This is a genomic window from Pantoea sp. DY-17 (assembly GCF_019795975.1).
In the GTDB taxonomy this organism is placed as follows: domain Bacteria; phylum Pseudomonadota; class Gammaproteobacteria; order Enterobacterales; family Enterobacteriaceae; genus Pantoea; species Pantoea leporis.
The window spans coordinates 101,785-119,730 of record NZ_JAIMIG010000008.1 but is presented as its reverse complement, the minus strand read 5'-3'; the positions used below and the strand labels follow the sequence as shown (position 1 = coordinate 119,730).

At 48.7% G+C, this 17,946-nt stretch carries 15 protein-coding genes and 1 pseudogene; 7 read left to right on the top strand and 9 right to left on the bottom strand.

Translation table 11 applies throughout. From position 1 onward, the window contains the following. Positions 1–48 precede the first annotated feature (48 nt). The gene (locus K5Y33_RS23345; protein WP_255610415.1) at positions 49–771 is read left to right on the top strand and encodes a replication initiation protein; all 723 of its coding nucleotides are present in this window, start codon (positions 49–51) and stop codon (positions 769–771) included. A 2,615-nt stretch (positions 772–3,386) separates the two neighbouring features. On the opposite strand, the gene K5Y33_RS23340 is transcribed toward K5Y33_RS23345, so the two are convergent. Further along, complete coding sequence (locus tag K5Y33_RS23340; protein WP_222235256.1) at positions 3,387–4,346, bottom strand: ParB/RepB/Spo0J family plasmid partition protein; 960 nt, start codon at positions 4,344–4,346, stop codon at positions 3,387–3,389. Further along, complete coding sequence (sopA, locus tag K5Y33_RS23335; protein ID WP_222235255.1) at positions 4,346–5,512, bottom strand: plasmid-partitioning protein SopA; 1,167 nt, start codon at positions 5,510–5,512, stop codon at positions 4,346–4,348. The genes K5Y33_RS23340 and sopA overlap by 1 nt, the downstream gene beginning before the upstream one ends. Before the next feature lie 445 nt (positions 5,513–5,957). Between sopA and K5Y33_RS23330 the strand changes: the two are divergent. Next, a pseudogene (locus K5Y33_RS23330) lies at positions 5,958–6,327 on the top strand (Rpn family recombination-promoting nuclease/putative transposase); the annotation flags it as partial. A gap of 102 nt (positions 6,328–6,429) precedes the next feature. On the opposite strand, the gene K5Y33_RS23325 reads toward K5Y33_RS23330, so the two are convergent. The 4 genes from K5Y33_RS23325 to K5Y33_RS23310 all read right to left on the bottom strand — a co-directional run bounded on the left by K5Y33_RS23325 (position 6,430) and on the right by K5Y33_RS23310 (position 9,433). Continuing rightward, entirely contained in the window at positions 6,430–7,137 is a 708-nt protein-coding gene (locus tag K5Y33_RS23325) for a hypothetical protein (RefSeq protein ID WP_222235254.1), read from the bottom strand. Continuing rightward, positions 7,130–7,579, bottom strand: coding sequence for a hypothetical protein (locus K5Y33_RS23320; protein WP_222235253.1), 450 nt, complete (start codon positions 7,577–7,579; stop codon positions 7,130–7,132). Before K5Y33_RS23320 ends, K5Y33_RS23325 begins: the two co-directional genes overlap by 8 nt. A gap of 3 nt (positions 7,580–7,582) precedes the next feature. Continuing rightward, positions 7,583–8,671, bottom strand: coding sequence for a hypothetical protein (locus K5Y33_RS23315; protein WP_222235252.1), 1,089 nt, complete (start codon positions 8,669–8,671; stop codon positions 7,583–7,585). Between the two features lie 198 nt (positions 8,672–8,869). Further along, positions 8,870–9,433, bottom strand: a complete 564-nt coding sequence (locus K5Y33_RS23310; protein ID WP_222235251.1) for a hypothetical protein — start codon at positions 9,431–9,433, stop codon at positions 8,870–8,872. A gap of 321 nt (positions 9,434–9,754) precedes the next feature. Here K5Y33_RS23310 and K5Y33_RS23305 point away from each other — a divergent pair, with 321 nt between their 5' ends. Both K5Y33_RS23305 and K5Y33_RS23300 read left to right on the top strand, forming a co-directional pair. After that, positions 9,755–10,462 carry a hypothetical protein gene (locus K5Y33_RS23305; RefSeq protein WP_222235250.1) on the top strand — a complete coding sequence of 236 codons (708 nt, stop codon included), beginning with the start codon at positions 9,755–9,757 and terminating at the stop codon, positions 10,460–10,462. Continuing rightward, a complete protein-coding gene (locus K5Y33_RS23300) occupies positions 10,459–11,046 on the top strand; it encodes a hypothetical protein (protein ID WP_222235249.1) in 588 nt (195 codons plus the stop codon). Before K5Y33_RS23305 ends, K5Y33_RS23300 begins: the two co-directional genes overlap by 4 nt. A 213-nt stretch (positions 11,047–11,259) precedes the next feature. On the opposite strand, the gene K5Y33_RS23295 is transcribed toward K5Y33_RS23300, so the two are convergent. Together K5Y33_RS23295 and K5Y33_RS23290 are read right to left on the bottom strand one after the other, a co-directional pair. Beyond that, the gene (locus tag K5Y33_RS23295; protein ID WP_222235248.1) at positions 11,260–11,478 is read right to left on the bottom strand and encodes a hypothetical protein; all 219 of its coding nucleotides are present in this window, start codon (positions 11,476–11,478) and stop codon (positions 11,260–11,262) included. Between the two features lie 155 nt (positions 11,479–11,633). After that, positions 11,634–12,500: a tyrosine-type recombinase/integrase gene (locus tag K5Y33_RS23290; protein ID WP_222235247.1), complete on the bottom strand. Its 867-nt coding sequence runs from the start codon at positions 12,498–12,500 to the stop codon at positions 11,634–11,636. 462 nt (positions 12,501–12,962) lie between these two features. Here K5Y33_RS23290 and K5Y33_RS23285 point away from each other — a divergent pair, with 462 nt between their 5' ends. The 3 genes from K5Y33_RS23285 to rraA all read left to right on the top strand — a co-directional run bounded on the left by K5Y33_RS23285 (position 12,963) and on the right by rraA (position 16,511). Further along, positions 12,963–14,660 carry a protein kinase gene (locus K5Y33_RS23285; protein WP_222235246.1) on the top strand — a complete coding sequence of 566 codons (1,698 nt, stop codon included), beginning with the start codon at positions 12,963–12,965 and terminating at the stop codon, positions 14,658–14,660. A gap of 956 nt (positions 14,661–15,616) precedes the next feature. Further along, complete coding sequence (locus tag K5Y33_RS23280) at positions 15,617–15,799, top strand: hypothetical protein (RefSeq protein WP_222235245.1); 183 nt, start codon at positions 15,617–15,619, stop codon at positions 15,797–15,799. Between the two features lie 199 nt (positions 15,800–15,998). Further along, positions 15,999–16,511: a ribonuclease E activity regulator RraA gene (gene rraA, locus K5Y33_RS23275; RefSeq protein ID WP_222235244.1), complete on the top strand. Its 513-nt coding sequence runs from the start codon at positions 15,999–16,001 to the stop codon at positions 16,509–16,511. 73 nt (positions 16,512–16,584) lie between these two features. Here the strand turns inward: rraA and dctA are convergent, their stop codons facing one another. Then, complete coding sequence (gene dctA / locus K5Y33_RS23270) at positions 16,585–17,937, bottom strand: C4-dicarboxylate transporter DctA (RefSeq protein ID WP_222235243.1); 1,353 nt, start codon at positions 17,935–17,937, stop codon at positions 16,585–16,587. Positions 17,938–17,946 lie beyond the last annotated feature (9 nt).

Here is a 17,946-nt window from a genome sequence, read left to right as displayed (position 1 = left end):
CTCCTGATGCGAATATGGGTAATAATTTTTTACCCACAAAGGCTTTGGATGAGCAGAATCTCACTAAAAAGTTACAAGAAAAAGGTAAGCATCAAGCAGTCAAATGAGCTAACCGAAGCTGCCTACTATCTTCCACTTCAGGCAAAGCGCGTACTCTGGCTTTGTCTGATGCAAGCTTATTTTAGTGAGGCATCTGAAGATCTTGAGTCTGATGTGTTGCCGCTCTTTAGCGTGAGCGTCTCCGACTACGTTAAGTATTTCAACGTTGCAACCGCTGTTGCTAGCCGCGATGTTAAAGCTGGCGTAAAGGCCCTAGGTGAGTCGACAGTGACATTCTATCCAAGGGAAGGAGAGTTCGAGCAGGTTACCCGTCCCTGGCTCTCTGAGGCAGGGATGAAGCGCGGCAGAGGCTCATGGCAGATAGAGTTTAACTACAAGGTAATGCCCTTCTTGGTAGGATTGTCATCTCAGTTCACCACCTATTCCCTTTATGACTGTGGCCAGCTCAACAGCGTTAAGGTTATTCGACTTTATGAAAGCCTGTGCCAGTTCCGCAGTACCGGAACATGGATAACTGATCACGAATGGCTATGCGAACGCTTTATGCTGGCTGATTCACAGCGATCAAACAAAGCAGAGATGAAGAGAACTTTTCTTGAACCTGCTATCAAGAAGATTAACGAGAAAACCCCTTTAAAAGTCAGTTACAGTACTCAGGACGATGGCCGCCTGCTGTTTAGTGTTATGGATAAACCTCTGTCTGCCAGTTGAGAGTCCGCAAGGCTTGGAAAGTTGACTTTCTTCCCACACATATCCCCGAAGTTGATGTTTTTCCCATATCATCAACTGACTAACTTGATGTCTTTCCCATAATGCCCTTAAGGCTTGACGGTAAACTTGACCTGTTTCCCATATACTCTGATACCGATCGTATCTGGCTAATTATTGGGAGTTCAAAGTTGACCTGTTTCCCACACCAGACAGCCAGACATAACTCCTTTACGTATGGAAAAGTTTCAAAGTTGATGTATTTCCCACAGTCAGTTATATGCTACTTAATATATAGGCCTCACCCTGACAAACTTGATGTATTTCCCACAGGAATTTTCGTGATGAAAACGGGTGTGCCAGTTAGGTCTTTTAAACTTGATGTATTTCCCATCACATAAAATTCAGCCCTCCTAAACTTGATGTATTTCCCATGTAATCTGCGATGTTCCCTGACTTGAAAGAGGTCTGTAATCGGTCATGGAGTGGTGGCGAATTTCGCATTTGCTCAGGTACATAGCTTTTCACTCGAGCGCAGCGCGCATAGTCTCACCGGCTGCATACCGGCAATAACCTTACAACGTCTTTCCGAACACAAATAAGAAAGGAATGTATAATCAGAAGACTTTGGCAGGCAATGATGTGGTCGTCCTTTCACCGCACAGTTGCCGGACCTCAATACAGTGAAAACCGTTAGTGCGAACCGCCTTATCCAGCTGGTCAGATATCATGCTCACGCTGCAAACAGCCTCATTAAGACATTCTTCTGGTCCCTACCCTCGCCAGTAAACGATGGTTTTCAGAGGCCGGTATCATTAAGGTCAATACCTTTTTTAAGTCGTTATCCCGTTCTGCGTGATTAATAGGCTCTTCAGGTTGCTGTAACCGCTGCTTATCGTGTGCCTGCGTCGTGGTTGAAGGCGTCATCTTTAAACCGGATGCAGTAACGCCGCTACTCTCGTTGTGCGTAATTGCCCACTCCCATTACGCCTTGCCTTGGGGCCAGCATTTGCAGTCCCACAAACTTCTGCAACGAAACACCCCTGGCCGGGAAAAGGGCCTGCTCATTCACGTCTAAACTCGGGAGTAAACGTTCTTTCACTCATCAGGTCACTCCCGTATGAATGAAATAATAACTCCTTAGCGTGTCCAAATTTGTCAGACCACTACAACAGTAAGTCACTCGGGTGGCTGCCCCCCCTCTGAAAGGAACGTCAGTACTGTCGACAAACAGATGCCTTTATTCGGACCTTTCTGCTCCAAATAGATGAGATGTTCAGTGCAAATAGGGCGAGCGAGCAACTCTAGCTTCCTGCGCAGGATACGCATGATGTGACTGGCATAGCCATGAGACTCCTCAACCGTATCTGGCTGTACAGGCACCGTTATAGGACTGCGGGAATCGTGCATGGCGACTTCATGCCAAATGGCGTCAGCCTGCTGAGTTGGTTTGACGAAGCGCGTCATGGAAAAATAGTACGTGGCTGATGAAAGTTCTGTACGGCTCAACAATTCCGGTATCGTAAATCTAAGGTTTACGCAACGGCGATCAATAACGAAGGGTAGATGATACTTAAGCTACTAATTTCCAATGGATGGCTATTCCTGTCCTTACGGTCTAATTGATACCGTCTTCACGACATGCATCATGCGGCACGGATTACAGTTTATTCGGAGTCGGCGAAGGTCTTATTATGCTTAATTCCGCGCTAATCAAGCAGTTTAGCTCGTCTGCTTTCATCGAATCACTCAATAGAATGGCGGGCTCAGCCAATGAATAAAGATAAAGTGCCGGCACCTGTATGAATAGCAACACTCAGGGTTGCTTAGGAAAAAGTATCACCAGACAGGGCGAATAAACGGGTTACGTTCAGCGAGTTAATCATGTCTGCAACGTCATGTTCACTTACAAGAAAATCGTGTTCATGTACGAAACTAATTATCTATAGTTCCAATACTCTGTTTGAAAATTCTGGTTCTATAAGCGAGTGAAATTTTACAGCGTTAACGGCATAACGTCACGATGACGTTTAAAAGCTAACGACGTTATTCTTTGGGCAGGTCAATACTTCTGAGCCTCCTTGTCAGCATGCCGGCGCCTAAAATGCGGCTTTACATTGCAGGCTTCTCTGCTGGGAGCATTAGTCCATCTAAGGAGACTGTCATACAGATATGAGTTTTTTCAATGACTCAGTAGTCACAGTTTTTTCCTGACCAACATTTCTGGCCTCTGACCCATCTGGGACCATGGTCCCAGACAATTATCTACCGGATGTAACGCGACTTGATATAAGAGTCCTTCATGCTTGCAAAGCCGACTTTCAGATAATTTCTTCAGTCCGGTTGGGACCATGGTCCCAGTTAGTAATTCAAACTAGATTTATGACTTCCTGCTGAAGCAATGAAGTTCTGACATCTTATTTTTAAGGATTGTAGCCAGTTTTGCGAGGGGAGAGCGCTTTGATATATGAATCCATATTACAGGTTGGGACCGTGGTCCCAACCACCTAAAACAGTGTCACATAAATTTTTATGGTAGGAAAACTGGAAGATCCGATGAAAAAAATAAAAAAGGTTCCAGAACAGCGATATCCGGGACCACGGCCCCGGAAAAGAAGTTAAAGTTTGGTATGACTTTTTTCCATTAGCTCCTCGAGCTGTTCAACAAGTCCCTGAGGAACCTTTGTGATGTCAAGGTTGTAAACCACACGGTTGCCCTTATACTGCGCAGTCATTCCGGGTCCAAAATCCCGCTTGATGACGTGTTGTCTGGAAGGCTCGGATTTAGGTTTCACGGCATTCATTAACTCTTCCAGGATCTCATCCGCTTCTAATAACATTCCGTCTTTTCGACGTGCTGCTAACTCGGCGACTTTGTTTGTCAGCAATGCCTGATGTTCTGTAAAAGCACGGCTTAACTGCTCTCCGGCGCGCGCAGAGAGTTCGCCCGGATGGGAGAAAAGAGCAATAACTTCGGAAGGTAATTTTGAGGTGTTGATGCAACGGGTGATCACCTTTCGGGAGATATTTTCAGCATCAGCCAGCGCTGAAATATTATTACCAAATTCATTCTGCAACCGAGTGGCATAACGTCTGCCGCGTTCATATGCGCTGGTTGGCCGGTAATCATTACCCAATTTGCAGAGCGCATCCATCTGCTCATCATTCAGATCTCCAACAAGAACACGGTAATCAGAAGATGTCAGTATTGCGGTCATCCGGCGGCGACTGCCGTCAGCAATCTCTATGTAGTCATCTACCCGACGTCCAAACGCAGGCGTCTGCTGCCCCACCGTCAGAAATGAGGGGATAAGGTCATCCAAAGCGTCCTCTGTCAGGAACGCTTGGACCCGCTCGTTACCCGCCCAGACAAGTGTTGTGCTTTCAACGGAATCAGCTGGCACCGTTTCAAGCACGAATTTTACGTCACGGCCGCACACTGGCAGGACAACACTATTGCCTTTTGTGAGCGTGCCAACTCGTGCAATAAGAGAGTCAACCATCGGTGCAGCAGGTGCTGACGTCGGTGTTTCAGATGCAGAACGTGAAGTTTTCGGAATAAGAGGCGCGCGTTTCATCAGCGTAGCTCCCAGCGAGGTTTAATAAGACGGTCAAAAATTTCATTGCAGACAGGTTCCCAGATGGCCAGAGCATTACGCCAGGCGCCTGTTGAGGAACGTTGATCGATAGCCTGTTCAAAGACCGTTCGCATACGTATCTGTCCTTTTCCGACCTCGTCCGTTTCGCGAACAACATTTTTGAGAACCATTCCACCCCAGGCATCACGGATCTGTTCTTCCATCCAGGGCGACTGCGAACCGTTACTGTTGCTGTATTTGGTAAGCAATATACGCACGTCCGGTTCAAAGCCCTGCAGGTCGACATTTTTAAGCAGGTCACGCAGCATATCGAAGAACTGCAAAGCTGATGTGTAATCAAAGAGCTCCGCCGGCGTAGGCACAATGAGAACATCTGCGGCACAGACAACGTTAATCGTACCAATACCCAGGTTTGGAGCGCTGTCGATTACGATGACATCGTAGTCATGCGCGACCGATTCTATCGCAAGCCTCAGCATCATATGAGGTTCAGTCGGCAGCTTTCCCTGATCATAACGGCCCATCAGCTCCGTTTCGATACGGTGTAACGCCAGGCAGGAAGGAATAATATCCAGACCCGGCCAGCAGGTTGGCTTGATGGCATAGAAGGCATCGTCCCGCTCGCCCAGGTAGAACGGGAGTAGGGTATCATCCGCATGAATGTGCAGATCGGGTACCCATCCGTGATACATCGACGCGGTACCCTGAGGATCGTTGCCCTCAATGATCAATACGCGAAGCCCTTTTAGGGCCAGATCCTGAGCCAGATGCACCGAGACGGATGTTTTGTACACGCCGCCTTTGTGAGCAGCCACGCCGATAACTGGCGGCATGCTTTCATCGGGCCTGCGCAGGCGGGTACCGAAAACATCCCGCATATGATTAATCTGTTCAATCGTATAACCAACGCGTTGCTCAACCCGTCCGCGCATCTCCAGGTCCGGATAAGGCAGACGTCCGGCTTTTTCAGCATCCCGTATGGCCTGTGGTGAAACGCCGATAAGGTCAGCGGCTTCGCCTACACGCCATCTGCGCGTTATTTTACGCGCCTCTGGGCTGTCATCATTGAACTGCGCAACGGCAATGGCGCGGGTCATCTCGTGTCCGGCAGCAATGCATTGATCTAATGTGTTCTTCAGGCCCAAAATAAATCCTCTCCATATCATCTTTGCATTTATTTATTAAATCTTGAATTTTGATGCAAAGCAACACCAAATAAGCAAACCATCATTTTTTATGCAAAGTTGTGTATGCGCATGGCGCGAAGCCGTTTCTGATGAAGCGTTTGTATATGAGGCAAAGGGGGGAGGGGATGACATAGATAAATACGGGGCTGGCTATCACCAAACATCCCCGCAGCCTGTACATACACCGGGGATGGCGGCTGCGGATTTTGACACGACCTGATCAGGTCACAATACGGTACGGTATATAAACTCTTGGTCATTCAGAAAGGGCTGGTTAGTCATATTTATGAAGGTAATTACGTGAGGGAATGCCGCGTAGTATTGTCCTACCAGAAATGGTTCAACGTGCCAATGACAGCGGAGTCACTGGTACCGCGCTGGGCCTGCCGTCGCTTCCCCAGGCCTGAGAAGAAAGAAACAGACGAGAATAAACAACGACGCGGCCTTTGAGGTCTTCCTGAAACATCCCGACAACGCCCGTGACTTTTTATCGAGCTGCAGCTGTCGGCGGAGCTTCGCGCCGTCTGCGACCTTAGCACGCTGAAAATTGAGTCGGGCAGCTTCGTGGAGGAAAGCCTGCGGGCTTACTACAGCTACGTTCTTTACAGCCTGAGAACCGCCGACGGCGACGGCTACTTCACGTGCTCATCGAGGACCAGTCGACGCTGGCCGGTCGCCTCTACGGCGCACCGTTCCCTTTGGTCGACGTCACGGTTGTCCCGGACGAGGAGATCATGAACCACCGCAGCATGGTGGCGCTTACCCTGCTGCAATAGCATAAACGCCGGCGCGACCGGGCTGTTGGACGATGATATAACAAAAATTCGCCACTGATTTACCCTTGGAAAACGTAACCTGACATCTCCGTGAATGAGTCAGTTTTTGCCCGCCTGCTTTTTTTCCGCCTTTGCCGCCGCTTTATCGAGTTTCTGCCGGGTCGGTGCATGATAAAGATCCACGCAGTAGTGCCTGATAAAAAAATCCGCGCCGGTTCCACCATTAAGCCTGTGATCGGTATCAAAACGCAGCCCGTCCTTGCGCCGGGTGTGGCCTAGGATGCCTTTATTTCCCAGCTCCTTATGCCACTCATCCATGGCAAACTTCGCCCCGCTGGAAAGCATGGAATAGAATATCATCCCGCCACGGCAGTTATTCTCGCCGCCTTTGGCATAACTCCCCAGCAGCTGGCCATTAAGGCCCTGATATCCGTATTCAAAACCTTTCCAGAGCTTGGCTTCAGCGACCCACTGATAAAGCTCTCCGCTAGCACTCCTGACTTCAATATAATAGTCGCAGTGTCCGCCATTCTGAGGATCATGATGTACCGACGGGTACAGCTGCTTGAGCTGTGAAATAATATGATCAGTCAGCGCATCCTCACTCTTTTCCATATGGTGCTGCCGGCCCGATTCGGTGATCGTAATGACGTTGTTCAGATCCTTGTCAATCTGGGTAACAAATGCCTCATATGTCAGCGGAGTCTGTCTCGCCATGTGTTCCATTAGGTGCGGGAATGCGGCAAGAATATTCAGCATGCTGTAACCTGCATCCAGCGCTATTTTTTCCAGCGGAGCCTCAGACATCACTCTGTTCCCCCTGCGCCGCTGATTGTCCGATGTCTGCCTTGAACAGGTTCACAAAATAGGGAAACGTCCTGCGCTGCAGCTCGGTGAGCGCGATTTCATTACCCTCCACGTCGACAAAATCGTCCCGGGTCAGGGCAACCATATACCTCGCGTGTTCCAGCTCCTGAACGACCTTCGTCAGCGTGTCGTCATAAAGCCGGTAACGTACCTGCAGGACATCAAAAGGGTGAAAAGCTAGCGTAAAGGCCGCGCGAATGAGCACCTCATCTCCTTCCCGATTCCGTCTGAGCGCAACACGCAGTCCGCCAATTGTGAGTTCATTCTGGGCGGGATGCTGCTCAAGATAGACCGTGATCTGCTGGCAGGCAGCATACAGCGGTGAGGCCGTATCCCTCATCAATTCGCTCAGCAACTCTTTAACCCGGGTAACATGATTCATGTTTCAGCTTGCTTCTGGCTGTGATGTCGGGATGTGTGATAACACCTTATCAATCGCAAAGCGGAAATCTTCAAGCCTTTTTACTTTATTCACTGAAAAATCGGAGAGTGGCTGGGCAGTATCGAGCATCCTGGGATGACCCATCAGCCCGACTTCGACGTCAACCGTACTGACAGAGCCATCCACTTTAAACTTCCACTTCTTCTCAACCATGAATTTAGCGTGCACGAAGCCACCGCTTTCACCGGCATGGTGATAGCTATCCTTTTTGAGGCATTCCTGCTTACCCTTGAGAGGAATGCGGACCGGATTGCCGTCGGTGGTCACATGCCCCAGCCGGGTAATGTACCCGTCCGCTGCGTTATATAGGGGTTCAATGGCGTGAAAGACGTCGGTTGCCGATCCGCAGTCAATTCCATGAGTCATGAGAAACGTTCTCAGCACAAAAAGCTGATCCTGACTGGAAGCGACAGACAGTACATTTTTATCCACGGACAGGATGAGAGTGGACGTTTCCGGCTGCCAGTAAATGACGTGAAACAGCTGAGTTCTCACCGTCCGCTTCATCATATACACAGTGTCGGCACGCTGGAGTTTTTTTCCCTCGCTGGACAGATGATCAGCAGGAACCGGCTCCTCAATTTCTCTGTCAGTGACCGTGCTGGCGACCAGACGATGATAGCGGATGCGGGCAATCTCAACGTCATCGGACAGTACAGGGTAAAGCATTCCTTTTTTCAAACGGCCGAGCTGGACAGGATCTTCCACCGGGAATGGAAAGTCTTCACTGATGATTTTTTCTGGCGTATTACTGAAGGTCGTCAGAAATGAGGTCAACTTCAGCTGCGTGGCTTCATCACGGATGAAGAAAACCTCAACCTGACGCGTATCAAGCTGCAAGGCTAGCAGGCCCAGTTCATTGAGCCTGTCCTGCAGCGGCTGATTCCCGGAAACGGCCGCAAGAATGTCCTGTTTAAAGACTTCTTTTGAGCGCGACGTCAGCGGCAGCACTTCATTTACCTGGCTCTTTGCAAAGTTAAAACTGAAGCGATTTAAAAGCGTGTCAATGCGGTGTGGATAGGATGTAGACATACGAGTCCTTGCGTAAGGCTTCTGAAAAAACCACCATTTCTGGCTCCCATAATACCCTTTCGTGATACCGCTGTCCCGGGAGGCCGCGCTGACAGGGCTGAAGAGATGTTTAAAAAGGCCGGGATGCGGTGAGATCCGGCTATACACCGGAGCACCCGCAAAGCCCTGACGAAAGTCATACGGAAAACGTCAGCTTCTTCAGCTTCCACCAATTAGATGCTGGCAACGGTTTTTGGGATCCCAGTTCCGTTTCAGGGGCGTTTTGAAATCTGAAAAGATGCTGGAAGCTTTTGTGTAAGCTGTTACCGGGTAGTCGGACGGAATTTCTCTCGCCCCCAAGGCGGGATCCAGGAAATAGCGTTTACCCGGTTCCGGAATGAATGAAACCCAGCGTGATTCGGTAAATCCGTCTTTATTGTACGTCATTTTACCGTCAACCAGCGCCCACTGGCCTGCGGAGTAGAGCTGTTGCAGCGCCATCAACTGGCCGGGCCTGACTTTAGCAGACATCAGTGTTCCCCCGGAGGGAAGAATATTCGAACCCAGCTCGTAGCGCTCCTTTCTGTCGTAGCAGGTTCCCGTCTTCTCATACACGGAAAGGTAGAAAGTACCGACAAAACCTTCAGGGTCCTGAGCAAAAACAGTTGCCGCATCCTGACCGGTATAGTTGGTGTAGTCACGGGGCAGGAGGGCAGAACAGCCGGCAAGCAGTACCGCAGGGACAAATACAAGGAAGGCGCTACAGGGGCGCATAAAAGGCATAGCATACTGCTCCATATATCATAAATATGAACAGGTATCGGCTTCGTTTTACTAAAGATTAATGATTTCTGGCGGAAAAGTACTTTCCATAAAAGGCTGAAGATAAGCCCGCTTTGTTTACTTTCAGCATCTTACTTAGTTCCTCATTGGTGTAAACGTTACCAGCAATGCAATAATCCTTTCTGAAAACCATCATCATTTCTGATAAGAGGCCGATAATTTACGACAGATACGTGGGATGTACTGTCTGAGATCGGCCAAACCCGGCGTGCAAAAGATTCACCACTCCATCTGCAAAACATCCAGGAGGATGAGCATTCAGTGAAGCTTTATGAGAACGTGGTCATTGGTAATTTCCTGTACGGGCTTGGCGTTTCTGTGGGGACCCGGCTGGGTGGAGACGTGCTTCCAGCCTCGGTGAACCTTCTGCAGCAGACGCCGGAAGACAAGGCGCTGGGTGACGTACTCCTGTCCTTCCCCGGCACGCTGCGGCTGATTGAGTTCAAATCTGCGGCTAACCGGTCAGATAAAGAGGAGGCCCGCTTCCGAAAACTCTCACATGCACTAAAGTGCCGTGAGGGACTAAGAGAAGTGTCTCACCGGGTCCACTGGTACGTTGAGACCACCCCTGACATTAAGTCGGGCGTAAAAACCTACTTTTCGAGCTATCTCAGCGCACTCTCTCAGCCTGCTCGTCAGGCGGAGCCACTGAACCTTGAGCGCTTTATTGCACAGACGACGCACAGCATCTTTTCCGCTCAGACGGACGCAGAAGATCCGGTGGCCGTCAGTAACTACCTGAAACTGATCCGGTGGTGCCAGGGCGTTGATGAAGAGAGCAGCGCGGGGGCGCTTATCGTCGTGTGTGATGGCCGCGGCAATCTGCACTATGCCGAGCTGAAAAACATAATGGAGCTGTCGATGACGCATGAGAAATGGCTCGAATACAGACTCAATATGGAACACGGCAAAGTGCTGGAGAGGGAAATATCAATGGATTACGACAGAGGAATGGATCTGAGCCTGTGAAAAACACAAACATAAACACAATCAGCGACCACGACATACGCCTGTTTTTTGACGCCGCAGACAGGATCCTCCAGGCCGCACAGCAGCAGGGAAAAACGGCAGACAGAGCAACGTCAGCGCTGCTTCAGGTCACCGCCGCCCATGAACGACAGATGAGGGCGGTCAGGGATGATGTCATCGGAGCCGTCACGTCCATGGCAGGCTCAACGGCACAGGAGTCAGCACGGCTTCTGGCGGAGCATTTCCGCGAGGCCGATCGGGCCGCAGATGCGGCGGCTGAACGCTATGAGCGGGCCAGCCGCTCGCTTGGCTGGCGAAACTGGGTCTGGTTTCTGACTGCGCAGTTGGCGTTTTGTGCAGTGACCCTTGGGATTATCTGGACGCTTATCCCCCCGCTTGATGAGATACAGGCGCGACGGACAGCGCTGGCACAGGCGAAAGAGGTGGCCGATCGCATCCCGCTGTACTGGCACGATTGCACGGTGGACGGGAAAATAACACGGTGTTTCCGGACCGATGAAAAGGCCGGTGTATTGACGCTTGATGATGGCAGCATCTGGCGTGTTCCGTGGCGTAAGCGGTAGCTGCTGCGAATTTTCAGGAATAAGCACGCCGGCAATCATGGCCCTCTCTGTCCGCTAAAGCCGCCACGCCTGACAGAACTTTTCAGCGCGATTCTCTGCACTCCACTGCCAGCTTCGCCTTACAATCCGAGTCTTCACCTTAGCCGGGTATCCCGGTGCGAATGGCACCGGGATACCCTGAACGTTCAGGCTTTTTAGCGATGACAGGCAGCATTACCGCACGTTCAGCACAAATCCATCCTCAATAAGACTGCTGCCGCGGGTACAGGCGATGATGCCGTCACGGCGCATCTCCTGCAGCGCCAGCCGGACGTCTGCCGGCGGCCACTCATCCGGGAGCCAGCAAATCGAGCAGACCTGGTTACGTTCGCGGGTTGCCAGCACTTCGCGGCAGCGCCCAAGAATGGCCTGTTTAAGCTGTGAAATTGTCATGCGTTCGTTTCCTGTGTAGATCTCAGGCCAGCGCCGCCCATTGCTGCACCGTGCCGGATACCTATTCTGCGGAAAGTGTGTTTTCTGAAGGTAAAGGTTTTTTTGATTTTTTCTGGGCAGATAAAAGGCCTTCGCAGAGCAGAGCCGGAACAGGTTCAGGGGCGCGGAACGCCCGGCAGCAGCAGCCGCCCCGCTTCCTCCGGATCCATCGAGAACCGCACGCCGAGCTGGCGTGTCACGTCCAGCGCAAACACCCGCGTATACCACTCGGTGGACTTGGCGTCCTTATGCCCCATCAGCGTCTGGATGACCTTCTGCGGCACCTGGTGCTGCACCAGGTGCATCGCAAACGAGTCCCTGAACGTCTTCGGCGTCACCGGCCGGATGGAGAAGGTGACGCCGTCACGCGCCGCCGCCGCCGCCGCCTGCGAAATCCAGCTGCGCGCCGTGTCCTCGCTCTTAATGTCCCACAGCCGGCTGCCCGCCGGCAGCTGTACCGTTGCAAACCACTCCCGCAGCCGCTGCACGAAGCCCGGATCGGTGAGCGGCACCGCGCGCGGCGGGTTCTCGCGGATGGCGGCCTCCGTCTCGCGCTCCGCCTGCTGCTCCTCCTTCGTCGGCCGGCCGCGCCGGCGGCTGCGGTTGCGGGCGGCCTCTTCCAGCCCGCGCTGCTTCAGCGTGCGCAGCACCACGAACGGCGAGGCGAGCGGGGCGCCGGTGAGCGGATCGTCCAGCACGAAGTCCTCCCGGGTCAGCGGCAGAATTTCATTTAAACGCCCGCCGGTGTTCCACAGCGCGTCGATGAACAGGCGTTTGCGGAGATCGGTCACCTTTGCCAGCAGCACGGCCACCTCGGGCGCCAGCAGGTAGCGGGGCATGTCGGTGCCGTACGCGGCGGCCAGGTTGCGCAGCGCCACGGCGCTTTCATAGTCAAAGTAGCGCGCGGCGCCGGTTCCGGTCACATTATGACCAGTGACGTCGCTACGTGAATTCTGCGTCAGTTCGCGGGGTAAAGAGCCCAAACTTTTAATCTCCGTTGTCTGGCGGTGTGGAACGTATTTTCCCCTGTCTGTCCAGCGAAAACCACGGGAATAAATCGATCCCCGGCGGATCCGTTCTGGATCGGTTTTCCGGCTTTTCTCCCGTATACGGAGAATAACCTGGACGGCGCGGATTAAACAGCGCGGCGATGGCGAGCGGTTCGGAAGCAGATCGCTGCATAACCCGCTGACGGATAAGGGAAAGAGCCGTGTACGGTGGGGAAGGGAGGAGACCAGGCACTCTTGGTTGAATGCCTGGTTGCAAGAGGAGTTAGTACAACAGGCAATTGCTGATAAAGGATCTCGCTCAGTCATAGCGAACAGCTACGGACTTTTTCAAGGGAAATATGAACGTCTAAATTATGTTTACATGTCACCAATATCGATTCCACTACATCATGGTACAATTATGATGACTAAGATAAACGCCATTAAGGAGAATACATGAACTGGGCAGATAATAAAGACTATAAGGCATGCTGGATTAAAGAGGGGAAGAGTGTTGGGGCTGGAGGACAGGGAGAGGGTTTTAAAGTGAAAAATAAGAATAGCGGTGAATTAGCATTTCTTAAGGTCATCAAATCCAGTAAAGATAAAGAGCGCCGTGCAAGATTCTTTCTTGAAGCTTCAGCCTTTCATGCTATTAAATCAGAAGGTGTGCCGAGATTAATTGAAAGCAACGCTCATCAACACGAAGATTTATCATTCACACCTTATATTGTTACCGAATTCCTTGCTGGAAAAACATTATCTAATTGGCGTGATATTCAGTCCTGTGTGGAACCTGATGTGGCTGTGGCTTCAACGATGAAATTGGCTGAAATAGTCATGAAGTGTCATTCCGTAAGGGTAATTCACAGGGACATCAAACCAGATAATATTATTCTTCTGGATGATAGACCCGAATGTCCTTATTTGATAGACTTTGGACTTAATTATCATGATTATACTGATAGGGATTTAATGACCTCAGTCGGACAAGAGGTAGGAAACCGCTTTTTGAGATTACCGGAACTATCCGCTGGAAGCCTCGATAAGCAGGACCCACGTTCTGATCTTGCTTTTACGGCAGGCATCCTTTTTTATCTGATAACCGGAAGCCATCCGGACGTATTATTAGATGGCCGTAACCGCATGCCTCACCAGCGTGAAGAGCTGACCGATCAGTTCAGGAAGATGAATGCTAGCCATAAAAAGAATATGATGGCATTTTTTGACAATTGCTTTGCCTATCAGCCTGAAAAAAGATACCCGAATATGGAATTCTTTATCAATAAGCTGGACCAAATTTTACTACCTGAAAAAGTCTCCACGTCGGTTAAAGATGATTTCAATAAAATCCAGTCATTGTTAACTCTACCTGCCGAAAAACAGAAGGCTGAATCGTTAAAAGCGATGAAAGAAGCCTCAAATCAGGTAGCCCTGGTTTTTAATAAAATTTGCTCCAGCCTTAATGGAAATATTGTTGCTCAGCAAATCAACTATGAAGAAAGCTCAGAACGCTGCCTGACAAGCTACGCATGGACCAAAACCGCTACAGATGAGGCCTACGTGCTGACAACCGTTAAAACAGTAGTTAACGGGAGTCAGGTCATTATAAGTTTTGGAGCCAAGGAAATCCACCGGACGTCTGTCACCCCCCTCATCTGGAACAGCAGTTTAAAAAGTGATATCGAAACCGATATTATGCCTCGTCTTCTGGCAGCATTGAATGACCCCCAACTTCATATTCCGGAACAGGAATATTTTAAGGAAAATCAGCCGTATCTAAAACTGGCTGATGCAAGACTTGAGGCAGAAAAAAAAGGTAAATGGATAATTGCTTTTGTCTATGACGATAAGATTGGTGACCGCAAGAATTTTAACTGGGCACTAAGATACTTTCTGTGGCATCAGGAAACTCGCGCCTTGATTAATGATAACTTCATAACTGCTCTCGTACCTCTTTCGGACATTTCAATTTATTCGCATAAAATGTCAGGAAGTGGAATGTTAAATGGAAGATGCGTTTTATTGAATGCGCAGCTGGATATTGAATCTCATGATGGCATGAACGGGAATCCGGAAGACAGTGAACTCATCATCCGTAATTTCATCAGTCTTCATAAAATAAGGACGAGACCTGAAAATTCAGCTAAATAGCCGTTCGGAACAGCAGGCCACGTTGAGATAACTCCGTCAGGATTGTGCACTCTGATCAAAAGCCAACAATTAAAGATCACTAATCGAAATAAGCGATGTTAAAGATATCACCAATTACCTTAAACCAACCGGGATGAAAAAGTCAAATCACAGAGCTGTCTGGCATGCGCGTCACGTCAGCAATGTGTGGTCATTATCTTGCCGAGAGCAGATAAAGATCAAATAGAGCTTTCTACCATATTCTTTAATGTATAGGATAATAAATAGAGAAGTTAAATGAGCAAAGGAAAATATATATGGCGAAGTTGTGTTGGAGACCCGTATATCAGTAATGAAATCAGAAAAATGGCAGTACTGAAGACCGGTGCATCAACTGCTAAAACAGAAAAAACTGTGCTGCTCAGTGAGCTGGTAGCACCGATGCACAGGATGAGACTTCATTGATATTTTGATGAACATACATAACGCCTTTAGCGAACAGATAGATAAAATAGATGGATGAGACCGAACAGTTAAAAAATTGTAAGCATTTAGCATAAGCACACATATACAGGCTGACAACAGAGTCTATCCGCTTTGCCGAATATTAATATGATCCGCTATGGCATGAAACAAACCATTACTGTTAAAATAAACTCATGTAGCTTCGTTAAAGTGACAAACCGATACATAATCTCTACAGGAAGATGTCTAGTGGCACAAATGATGTACTATGCACTTTATGCTGGACGCCAGGTGACCATATAAAAAAGATAGGGCGCGCTGAGACGCTTAGCAGCCTCTGATGTATCGGGAACTTTGCGCATTTTATATAGCCATGATTGTTGGGCGCTTCTATTCATTAATAAAATGGACTTTCATTTCTGGCGCCTGTGATGGTAAACCGCACAGGTGAAATAATTACTCCAATTAAGGAATGGGATTATTTAAGAAGTAATTAATGAGGATAGAAACCCATGGATATCCTCCATAAATTATTTGAAGATAACTGTGCTGTCGACTCCGATGTAAGCAATATAATAATTGTTATTGTTTGTACTAATTATGCCTTATCGAAGGCTGAAATGAGAAAAGTTGCAGAAATATCTCAGGGTGAATTGGCCTGCATGACTTATCCGAAACTTGCAACCGGTTATTGAAGCACATTATTTTTCTAAGAATGTGATAAATATATCATCATCTGACAAAGTTATTGGTGTGCTAACGCAGATAGCTTTTTGCAAAAGCTGTTCTGTATGCTGTGAAATACAAAAAATCAAACACAATCTGTTTATTATAATGATATTTACACATTATAATAAACAGAACAATCGTGACTTTCAAATAAGGAAAACGCTTATGGTCAATTTTACCAGTACACCCGATCTTGTAGATCATTTTTTCCATCATGCTTTCATTGCTGATGCCGGATTACACAGCTTTGGTGGTAAAGAAAAGTTTTTTGGGGAGATACAGACAGTTTTCTGTTTTGAAGACAGTACTCAAATAGCAGCAAATCTTGACTCAACGGGGCAGGGAAAGGTCTTGGTGGTCGATGGTGGGGGGTCACTCAGGATGGCATTAACGGGGGATGAAGTGTTGGGGAGAGGAGTTTCAAATGGATGGGAAGGAGTAATTTTAAATGGCTGCGTTCGTGACTTGCCAAACGTGAGAAAGCTCTGCGTGGGGGTCAAAGCCCTCGCAGCGCATCCAGGAAAACGTATTCGTCGCGGGGAGGGAGTCTCTGGTATACCTGTTAACTTTAAAAATGTTACTTTTACACCCGGCGATTATGTTTTTTGTGACGAAACGGGTATTGTAGTTTTGCCCCGTGACATTGCCCTGAATTCAATATCTGAGTTGCAGATTTAGATTAAAATTGATGGGATTGACTGGCGACGTTTCTGATAAAAAAGAGGTAACAACTGTTACCTCAATATGATATTCAGCTTTTTGCGGATGAATCTTTACTCACCACTCGCGCTATAACATAATTATCATTCGCTTTTTTCTTAGTGACTTTCATACCCAACTCTTCGTGCAATTTCGTCACATCTAATGACCCATTCCAGCGTGAAATAACCAAAGTAGCTACACCATTACCGATCACATTTATCAGGGCTCCACCTTCAGAAATAAACCGGTAAACACCAAGAACAAGCACCAAGCCAGCTGCAGGCACGCTGTTCATAGAACCCAGCGTTGCCGCAAGCGTGATGAAAGCACCCCCACTGACGCTCGCTGCTCCTTTGGACGTGAGTAACAGAATAACTAACAGTGAAATCTGATGCTGCACGGACAGGTTAATGTCCAGAGCCTGCGCGATGAAAACTACCAGCACGGTCATATTGATGCAACTTCCGTCCAGATTAAAGCAATATCCGGAGGGTACTACCAGGCCAACTACCGGCTTATCACAACCAAGTTTTTCAAGCTTTGTCATCAGGCGTGGTAAAGCGGATTCTGAGGATGAGGTTCCCAGAACTAATGCCAGCTCTTCACGTATGTAGCACAAAAAGCGCCACAGACTGAATCCGCATAGTTTTGCCACCACATTGAGGATGACAAAAACAAAAATGAAGCCGGTAGTGTAATAACATACAAGCAGTGCACCATATGAGGACAGGGAAGATACACCATATTTCCCGATCGTGAAGGACATCGCTCCCATCGCGCCTAATGGTGCAACGTACATCACTATTTTCAACATACGGAAGAAAGTTTTGGCAATCAGATCAATTGTATTAAGCAGAGGTTTCCCAATATCCCCCAGAAGCTGAAGGCCGAAGGCAAAAAGAATTGAGATAAACAGTACCTGAAGGATATTCCCTTCTGCAAATGCGCCAAATACGGTGTCAGGTATGATGTGTGTCAAAAAACCTGTCACTGATTGTTCGTGAGCCGCTTTGGTATAAGTTGCAATAGCTCCGCCATCAAGCGATGCAGGATCTATATGCATCCCTTTTCCGGGGCTCATCAGATTTACACCAATTAAACCGATGATCAGGGCAAGGGTTGTGAGAACCTCAAAATAAACGAGTGACTTCCAGCCTACCTGGCCAACGCTTTTGAGGCTTTTCATGCTGGCGATACCACTGACAATGGTACAGAAAATAATAGGTGCTATCAGTAAGCGAATGAGTTTAATAAATGTATCGCCAAGCGGTTTTAAATCCACTCCCACTGATGGATAAAAGTGCCCTATACCTATACCAATGATGATGGCAATAATGACCTGTACATATAGATGTTTATACCATCTTTTGTTGTTTTTCGAGGTAGCGATGTTCTGAGACATAATATTTCC

Bases quoted from the DNA above. Each gene is read 5' to 3' on its own strand.
- K5Y33_RS23295 (WP_222235248.1), bottom strand. From the start codon at position 11,478: ATGACAATTTCACAGCTTAAACAGGCCATTCTTGGGCGCTGCCGCGAA.
- K5Y33_RS23280 (WP_222235245.1), top strand. From the start codon at position 15,617: ATGGATATCCTCCATAAATTATTTGAAGATAACTGTGCTGTCGACTCC.
- K5Y33_RS23345 (WP_255610415.1), top strand. From the start codon at position 49: ATGAGCAGAATCTCACTAAAAAGTTACAAGAAAAAGGTAAGCATCAAG.
- K5Y33_RS23285 (WP_222235246.1), top strand. From the start codon at position 12,963: ATGAACTGGGCAGATAATAAAGACTATAAGGCATGCTGGATTAAAGAG.
- dctA (WP_222235243.1), bottom strand. From the start codon at position 17,937: ATGTCTCAGAACATCGCTACCTCGAAAAACAACAAAAGATGGTATAAA.
- rraA (WP_222235244.1), top strand. From the start codon at position 15,999: ATGGTCAATTTTACCAGTACACCCGATCTTGTAGATCATTTTTTCCAT.
- K5Y33_RS23325 (WP_222235254.1), bottom strand. From the start codon at position 7,137: ATGTCTGAGGCTCCGCTGGAAAAAATAGCGCTGGATGCAGGTTACAGC.
- K5Y33_RS23340 (WP_222235256.1), bottom strand. From the start codon at position 4,346: ATGAAACGCGCGCCTCTTATTCCGAAAACTTCACGTTCTGCATCTGAA.
- K5Y33_RS23320 (WP_222235253.1), bottom strand. From the start codon at position 7,579: ATGAATCATGTTACCCGGGTTAAAGAGTTGCTGAGCGAATTGATGAGG.
- K5Y33_RS23310 (WP_222235251.1), bottom strand. From the start codon at position 9,433: ATGCCTTTTATGCGCCCCTGTAGCGCCTTCCTTGTATTTGTCCCTGCG.
- K5Y33_RS23315 (WP_222235252.1), bottom strand. From the start codon at position 8,671: ATGTCTACATCCTATCCACACCGCATTGACACGCTTTTAAATCGCTTC.